Origin of the sequence: Nonomuraea sp. NPDC049624 (genome assembly GCF_040675255.1) — a bacterium.
GTDB lineage: Bacteria > Actinomycetota > Actinomycetes > Streptosporangiales > Streptosporangiaceae > Nonomuraea.
This window is the reverse complement of record NZ_JBFAOR010000031.1, coordinates 1-8,091: the sequence shown is the minus strand read 5'-3', so window position 1 is coordinate 8,091 and position 8,091 is coordinate 1. Positions and strand designations below refer to the sequence as shown.

Here is an 8,091-nt window from a genome sequence, read left to right as displayed (position 1 = left end):
AAGCAGGACGCGGGTCTCATTCACACGTCGCATGATTCGGCGAGGTTCGGGCTCGCGACCTTCAGCAACCTGTCCTACGACCCTCCCGTCCCGGGGGGCGGCGACGGCGACAAGACGGCGCCCATGACCACCGCGACCACCGACCCGGCGGCTCCGCAGAGCGGCTGGTACACCGGTCCGGTCTCGGTCACGCTGTCGGCCGCCGACGAGGCGAACGGCAGTGGGGTCGGCAAGACCGAGTACGTGCTGGACGGTGGCGACTGGACGCCGTACACCGAGCCGGTCACCGTCTCGGGTGAGGGCAAGCACGAGCTCAAGTACCGCTCGACCGACAAGGCCGGGAACGTCGAGGACGTCAAGGCCGCCGCGTTTCAGATCGACACCAAGGCGCCCGCCGTGGTGATCTCGGGCATGGCGGACGGCGAGAAGTACGGCGACAGCCAGGACCTGCAGATCGCCTGGCAGGTCGTCGACACCGCCTCCGGCGTGAAGTCGGTGAGCGGCACGCTCGACGGCAAGCCGTTCGAGTCCGGGACGCTCCAGCCGCTGTACGGGCTGGCCCTGGGCACGCACACGGTCACGGTCACCGCGGTCAGCAACGCGGGCAGCCAGACCGAGCAATCCGTGACGTTCTCCGTCGAGACCTCGACGCGGGACATCGCCGCCCTGATCGACCGTTTCGAGAAGGACGGCAAGCTGACGGACAGGGAGGCGCACCGGTTGCAGACGAACCTCGCCACCGTGCGCGACGCCGAGGACAAGGGCAAGAAGGACGACAAGATCATCAAGGAGATCCGGAAGTTCAAGGACGCCGTCAGCGGCAAGAAGGGCGTCTCGGACGAGCAGGTCCGGGCCGTCCTCCTCCGGGACGCCGACGCCCTGATCGTCCGGCACGGCGGCACGCCGGCCTGACGGCGAGCGAGACCGGCGTGCCGGACGCCGCCATAGAGCGCCGCTCCGGCACGTCGCCGACAGACGGTGAGCGCCCTCGCCAGGCGAGGGCACTCACCCCACGCCGCCCCACGAATCCGTCGTGCCTGGGTCATGCGTCCCATCAGCTTGTCGCACCGCCCGGCGCGTCTCGGCGTGCCCCGTTCGAAGGAGAAAGAGTGTGCCACGATTAATTCGGAACCACGCGGATGGATCCGTCCCTCTCGGCGTGAGACGGCGTGCGAGGAGGTCAGTCTCGGCTTCGCTCGCCCTCGCGCTGGTCGCGGGTGGCGCCCTCCTGGCGCTCACCGCCCCTGTCGCGGCCGCGGAGGAGCCGTCCGGCTTCGGCCACCAGCCGCACCTGAAGACCTGGTACTCCGCGCCCGCGGGGCCGGCGAACGACAAGGCGCTGGCCTGGGAGAAGGAGAGCATCCCGCTGGGGAACGGCTTCATCGGCGCCGGCATCATGGGTGGCGTCGACAGCGACGACATCATCATCAACGACCACACCTATTGGACAGGTGGTCCCGGGCAGAATCCCGCCTATGACGGCGGGTTCAGCGCCAAGACCTCGCAGGAGAACGCCGCCATCGTCAAGAAGGCGCAGGAGCTGCTGCAGTCCGCCTGGGACGGGACGTCGCCCGCGACAGTCGATGCGGCAGGCAACATCACGCCGGCCACGACGCCGAGCGATGCGAAGATGTCCGAGATCACGAACACGGTGAACCAGCTCACCGGGGACAAGAGCAACTACGGCAGCTACCACCAGCTCAGTACGGTCGTCATCACTTCCGGCGACACCATCGAGATCACCGGGTACTCCGCGAACTACACCAACCCCCGCGACACCGAGGGGACCGAGAACCTCTTCGACGGCTCCGTCAGCACCAAGATGTACGCCGACGAGTTCGGCGCGCCCACCGCCGACAAGCCGTACGAGGTGCAGTGGACCTACTCCAAGGCGTTCGACGCGTCCAAGTACCGCCTGGCGACCGGCAACGACGTACCTGGGCGCGATTTCAAGAGCTGGAAGCTGTACGCCAGGAGGGGCAGCTCGGACTGGGCGCTCGTGGACACGGTGGCCGATGCCGCGTTCGGCTCGGACCGGCTGACGTACAAGTCGTTCGACCTGGACGTCCCCGGCACCTATGACGCCTACAAGATGGCCGTGACCGCGACCGCCTCCGGCGACAGCCCGCAGATGTCAGAGATCGAGATCCCGCTTCCCGTGATCCCGGGTGAGCAGGTGAGCAACTACCGGCGCGAGCTGGATCTCGACAGCAGCATGGCGTCGGTGTCGTACACCTCGAACGACGTCGACTTCAAGCGCGAGTACTTCGTCTCCAACCCGGACAACATCATGGCCATCCGCCTGAGCGCCTCCAAGCCGGGGAAGATCACGCGGGCCTTCAGAATCAAGCCGATCGACCCGCGATCGATCGTCGTCAAAGGCGACACGGTGACAGCCACCGGCTGGGTCAGCGGGCACAACCAGGGCGCCGATGACGTCAACAAGTTCAACGACGCCCTCCACTACGCACAACAGCTGAAGGTCATTCCTCAGGGCGAGAACGCCGAGCTGGTGACGACGGACAACGCCATCACGGTGAAGAACGCCGACTCCGTCGTGCTGCTCACCACCACGGACACCAACTATCAGGAGGACATCACCGCCGACCCGCTGTATGAGGGCGAGAACCCGCTGAACAACTACTTCGACGGGCGTGATCCGCTGATCGATGTCAAGCAGCGCATCGACGCCGCGTCCCAGCACACCTTCGATGAGCTGTACAAGACCCACCTGGCCGACTACAAGTCGCTCTACGACCGGGTCAAGCTGAACCTCGGGAACGTGGCGCCCGTCACGGCCAAGACCACCCCGCAGCTGCTGGCGGGATACCGCGACGGCACCAACACCGCGGCCGAGAACCTGTACCTGGAGACGCTGTACTACCAGTTCGGACGGTACTTGCTGATCTCGTCGTCCCGTAAGGGGTCACTCCCAGCCAACCTGCAGGGGATCTGGGCCTACGGCACGAGCGTGCCGTGGAGCGGCGACTATCACACCAACATCAACCTGCAGATGAACTACTGGCTCGCAGAGCAGACGAACCTTTCCGAGCTCACCGAGCCACTGATCAGCTACATCGACAGCCTCGTGCCGCGGGGCACGCAAGGCGCGAAGCGCGTCTTCGGCGCCGACACTCGCGGGTGGACCACCTGGCACGAGAACAACACCTGGGGCAACACCGCTCCGGCGACCTCGGGCGCGTTCTACAGTCCCGAGGACGGCGCCTGGCTGGTCCAGCACATCTGGGAGCACTACCTGTACACCAGGAACGTCGACTTCCTGGCCAAGCACTACGACATGCTCCGCGATGCCGCGCTGTTCTGGGTGGACACCCTGGTGCTGGACACGAAGAGCAACAAGCTCGTCGTGAGCCCGTCGTACTCCCCGGAGCACGGCCCGTACTCCCTGGGCGCGACCGAGCCGCAATCGGTGGTGAACGGCCTCTTCGAGGATGTCATCGAGGCGCACAAGGTACTCGGTGACCGTCTGGACGCAGCTGACCCGTCGAACGGCCTGGAGGGCCGCTCGGCCGAGAAGGCGTACATCGACGAGATCACCAAGGCCAAGGACGGTATGCTCGGCCTGCAGATCGCCCCGCAGGGCAAGTACACCGAGGGCGGCCGGACGTACCCGGGCGGGCAACTGCAGGAGTGGCAGCACCCCATCGCCATCGACTTCACCGGCGACGGGAACCACCGCCACACCAACAACCTGTACGCCCTGCACCCCGGCGACCAGGTCGTGGCCGGCCGCAGCGCGAAACAGGACGCGCTCGTCGACGCGATGAAGGTGACGCTCAACACGCGCGGCGACTCCTCGACAGGATGGTCGATGGCCTGGAAGCTGAACTTCTGGGCGCGGGTGCGCGACGGCGACCATGCGCACGTCCTGTACAGCAACCTGCTGAAGCAGGGCACCTACGACAACCTGTGGGATGCGCATCCGCCGTTCCAGATCGACGGGAACTTCGGCGGCACGGCGGGGGCGACAGAGATGCTCCTGCAGTCCCAGGGCGGCGCCATCGAACTCCTGCCCGCGCTGCCGCAGGTCTGGAACACCGGTTCTGTGACGGGTCTGCGAGCTCGCGGAGACGTCGGCGTCGACATCGCCTGGTCCGGCGGGACCATTTCCGATGCCGTCCTCACGCCGGACGTCTCACAGACCCTCACCGTGGCGGGCAAGGACATCGCGCGCAAGAAGGTGACGGACTCCAACGGTCATGAAGTGCAGGTCCAGGCAGTGCCGAACTACCACGGCGAACTCGACGGCCGCACGATCCGGTTCGACGCGAAGGCCGGCGAAACCTACCGGATCAAGGGCGGCGGCGACGGCGACAAGACGGCGCCCACGACGACCGCGACCACCGACCCGGCGGCTCCGCAGAGCGGCTGGTACACCGGTCCGGTCTCGGTCACGCTGTCGGCCGCCGACGAGGCGAACGGCAGTGGGGTCGGCAAGACCGAGTACCAGCTCGACGGTGGCGACTGGACGCCGTACACCGAGCCGGTCACCGTCTCGGGTGAGGGCAAGCACGAGCTCAAGTACCGCTCGACCGACAAGGCCGGGAACGTCGAGGACGTCAAGGCCGCCGCGTTTCAGATCGACACCAAGGCGCCCGCCGTGGTGATCTCGGGCGTGGCGGACGGCGAGAAGTACGGCGACAGCCAGGACCTGCAGATCGCCTGGCAGGTCGTCGACACCGTCTCCGGCGTGAAGTCGGTGAGCGGCACGCTCGACGGCAAGCCGTTCGAGTCCGGGACGCTCCAGCCGCTGTACGGGCTGGCGCTGGGCACGCACACGGTCAAGGTCACCGCGGTCAGCAACGCGGGCAGCCAGACCGAGCAATCCGTGACGTTCTCCGTCGAGACCTCGACGCGGGACATCGCCGCCCTGATCGACCGTTTCGAGAAGGACGGCAAGCTGACGGACAGGGAGGCGCACCGGTTGCAGACGAACCTCGCCACCGTGCGCGACGCCGAGGACAAGGGCAAGAAGGATGACAAGATCATCAAGGAGATCCGGAAGTTCAAGGACGCCGTCAGCGGCAAGAAGGGCGTCTCGGACGAGCTGGTCCGGGCCGTCCTCCTCCGGGACGCCGACGCCCTGATCGTCCGGCACGGCGGCACGCCGGCCTGACGGCGAGCGAGACCGGCGTTCCGGACGCCGCCATAGAGCGCCGCTCCGGCACGTCGCCGACAGACGGTGAGTGCCCTCGCCAGGCGAGGGCACTCACCCCACGCCGCCCCACGCAGCGGCTCGGATGCTCCGCTGCCGAGGCGCGATTCCGTCGTGTCAGTCATGCATCCCATCAGTTTGTAACACCACCCGGCGCGCCTCGGCGTGCCCCATTCCAAGGAGAAAGAGCGCCGACCTCCCGTGTGCTGACCGAGCACAGGTTGAAGATCGCAACGAGCACCTATTACGCCACCAAGAATTGCGCGCCAAGCGTTCGCGCTGTACGTGACGCCGAGCTCAAGCAGCAACATCAGCCGGGTGCACGGCCGACAACAACAGCAGCGTCTACGGCGTGCGCAAGGTCTGGAGGCAGCTGGGCCGCGAAGGAGTCGTCGTGGCGCGGCGCACCACCGTGCGCGACGCCGGACACGAGCGTGCCAGCGACCTGCTGAATCGCGACTTCACGGCCTCCCGCCCCAACCAGTGGTAGTTGGCGGACTTCACCTACGTGACGACCTGGGCCGGCGTGGTATGCGTCGCGTTCGTCGTCGATGTCTACTCCCGCGCGATCGTGGGCTGGTCGGCGGCCACCACCAAGCGAGCCAAGCTCGTCCTGGACATGGCGCGGTGGCGACGCACTCGGACCGGCATGCCAGCCGTGCTTGACGACGCCGGAAACACTTGCGCGACCTCGGGGAGGTCGAACTCGACGGGGCGTTCTTCGCCTCGGGCGGCGCGGAGCGCGTTCGTGCGGCATTGGAGCAGGGGACCCTCCCTATCATCGAGGCCGAGGGTCGGCGGATCGGAGCTCCTGAGGCCCGCCCCGGCAAAGTGGTGTGCATCGGGCTTAACTATCGTGACCACGCCACCGAGTCCGGCGCCGAGGTTCCTCCGGAGCCGGTGGTCTTCATGAAGGCCGCCAACACCGTGATCGGTCCTGATGAGTGCTGGTGCCGCGCTGCAGTGTGAAGACCGACTGGGAGGTCGAGCTCGCCGTGGTCATCGGCAAGACGTGCCGCTACCTCGGCTCCCACGAGGAGGCTCTCGCGTCCGTCGCGGGTTACGCGATCTCCAACGACGTCTCCGAGCGCGAGTTCCAGCTCGAACGCGGCGGACAGTGGGACAAGGCAAGTCATGCGAGACCTTCAACCCGCTGAGCCCCTGGCTGGTGACCGCCGACGAGATCGGCGACTCGCAGCATCTCGCCCTGCGGTTGTGGGTCAACGGCGAGCCGCCTCAAGACGGCAGCACCAAGAACATGATCTTCGGCCTGGCGGAGACCGTCCGCTACCTGAGCCGGATCATGGTCCTGGACCCGGGCTGCACATTGGCGATCTCCGCGGTCGTCAACGCGCTGTGGGACTCAAGGCCAAGCGCGAAGGCAAGCCGCTGTGGCTGCTGCTCGGCGAGATGACGCCGGAAGAGATCGTCGACCTCCGCTACCTGAGCGGCGCCCTCACCCCCGAGAAAGCCCTCCAAATCCTGAATCGTCTAGTTGATCTTGTCGATCGCGGCATCGGTGACGGCCACGCCAGACTCCTCTTAGACATCGGATGTCTTGGAGACTAGGCCCTCTCCAGCACTGTGGCAGTAGTAAGAGCCCCATCTCGGCCTGGATGCGGTCCTGGATCTGGACCTGCCACTCGTCGGGCACGGTCACCGCGCGGGCGGAGATCTCCGAGAACAGCGCCGAAGGCGAGTCTGCGGAAGCCGGCCGTAAGCCAGTCGCACGGTGTCCATCAGCGGTTCCCCAACCGGTAGACGCGGGTGGCCGTGCCACCGAGGACTTGGTCGCGTTCCGCCGCGGAACACTCGTCGAGGAGTTCCACAGCGGTGGCGAGCACGTGGTCATAGTCGGCGGCGAGCAGGCAGACCGGCCAATCGGAACCCACCATGAGCCGATCCGGACCGAACGCCTCCAACGCGACGTCGACGTAGGGCCGCAGGTCCAGTGCGGTCCACCGCGACCACTGCGCCTCGGTGACCAGACCGGACACCTTGGCCAGCACGTTCGGTTCGGCGGCCAGCGCCGAGAGGCGGGTCGCCCACGGCTGGAGCACGCGGCAGGCGATGTCCGGTTTGGCCAGGTGGTCCACCACGAACAGGAGGTCCGGTACCGCCCGCACCGCTTCCAGTGCGGCGGTGAGCTGGTGCGGCCGGGTCAACAGGTCGTAGACGAGTCCGGCGTCGCGCACCGCGCGCAGCCCTGCGAGCACGTCGGGGCGCACCAACCAGTCCGGGTCGGGTTCGGCCTCGACGAGGTGCCGGACGCCGACCAGCCGGTCGCCGCCCGGTCCGCGGCGCAACCGGTCCACCTGCTCGGCGACGTCGGGCGCGGTCAGGTCGACCCATCCCACGACTCCGGCGATCAGATCGGATTGCCCTGCCAGCGCGAGGAACTCCTCCGTTTCACCGACGTCCGCCAGCACTTGGACAAGCACCGTGGCGTCCACCCCGGCGGACTCGGTCACCACACGCAGGTCCACTTGGCCGAAGTCACGCCTGAGCGGCTCCAGCTCCGGCGCGTCGAGCCACGCCTGCGGCCGGGCCGAGAGGTTCCAGAGGTGGTGGTGGGCGTCAATCCGGATCATGGTGCGGCTGCCTCCTTCATCAAGCCGCGTTCAGCCCGCAACGCCTCAGGTATCACGGTGGCGGCGTGCACGATGTTCTCGGTGACTTCGAGCGTGCTGTTCGCCTGTCCCTACGGGGGATGCGGTGATGGCGAGCGGCGGCAAGGATGATCGCCACCGCCCGCCACGCTCACTGCGATATCAGGGCTGAGCCCGCAGCGCGTTCGTCACCTGCTTGTCTTCGGTCACTGAAGCGGGATCTCGATCTCCGACATCTGCGGGTCACCGCCGGAGGCGGTCGCGGTCACGGTCATCTTGTAGGCGTCATAGGTGCCGGGGACGTCC

At 67.1% G+C, this 8,091-nt stretch carries 3 protein-coding genes and 2 pseudogenes; 4 read left to right on the top strand and 1 reads right to left on the bottom strand.

Annotated elements, in window-relative coordinates:
* The 4 genes and pseudogenes from AB0J76_RS49380 to AB0J76_RS49365 all read left to right on the top strand — a co-directional run.
* On the top strand, window positions 1-912 hold a 912-nt coding region (locus tag AB0J76_RS49380), incomplete at its 5' end, for a chitobiase/beta-hexosaminidase C-terminal domain-containing protein (protein WP_364394320.1).
* A gap of 247 nt (window positions 913-1,159) precedes the next feature.
* A complete protein-coding gene (locus AB0J76_RS49375; protein WP_364394317.1) occupies window positions 1,160-5,137 on the top strand; it encodes a glycoside hydrolase N-terminal domain-containing protein in 3,978 nt (1,325 codons plus the stop codon).
* Between the two features lie 382 nt (window positions 5,138-5,519).
* Window positions 5,520-5,756, top strand: a pseudogene (locus tag AB0J76_RS49370) (IS3 family transposase); the annotation flags it as partial.
* A 251-nt stretch (window positions 5,757-6,007) separates the two neighbouring features.
* Window positions 6,008-6,590 (top strand): annotated as a pseudogene (locus AB0J76_RS49365) (fumarylacetoacetate hydrolase family protein).
* A gap of 325 nt (window positions 6,591-6,915) precedes the next feature.
* Here AB0J76_RS49365 and AB0J76_RS49360 read toward each other — a convergent pair.
* Entirely contained in the window at window positions 6,916-7,767 is an 852-nt protein-coding gene (locus tag AB0J76_RS49360; RefSeq protein WP_352325109.1) for an amidohydrolase family protein, read from the bottom strand.
* Window positions 7,768-8,091: the final 324 nt, after the last annotated feature.

What these genes read in the sequence shown, in the direction of transcription:
- AB0J76_RS49360 (WP_352325109.1), bottom strand. Translation starts at nt 7,767, where the DNA reads ATGATCCGGATTGACGCCCACCACCACCTCTGGAACCTCTCGGCCCGG.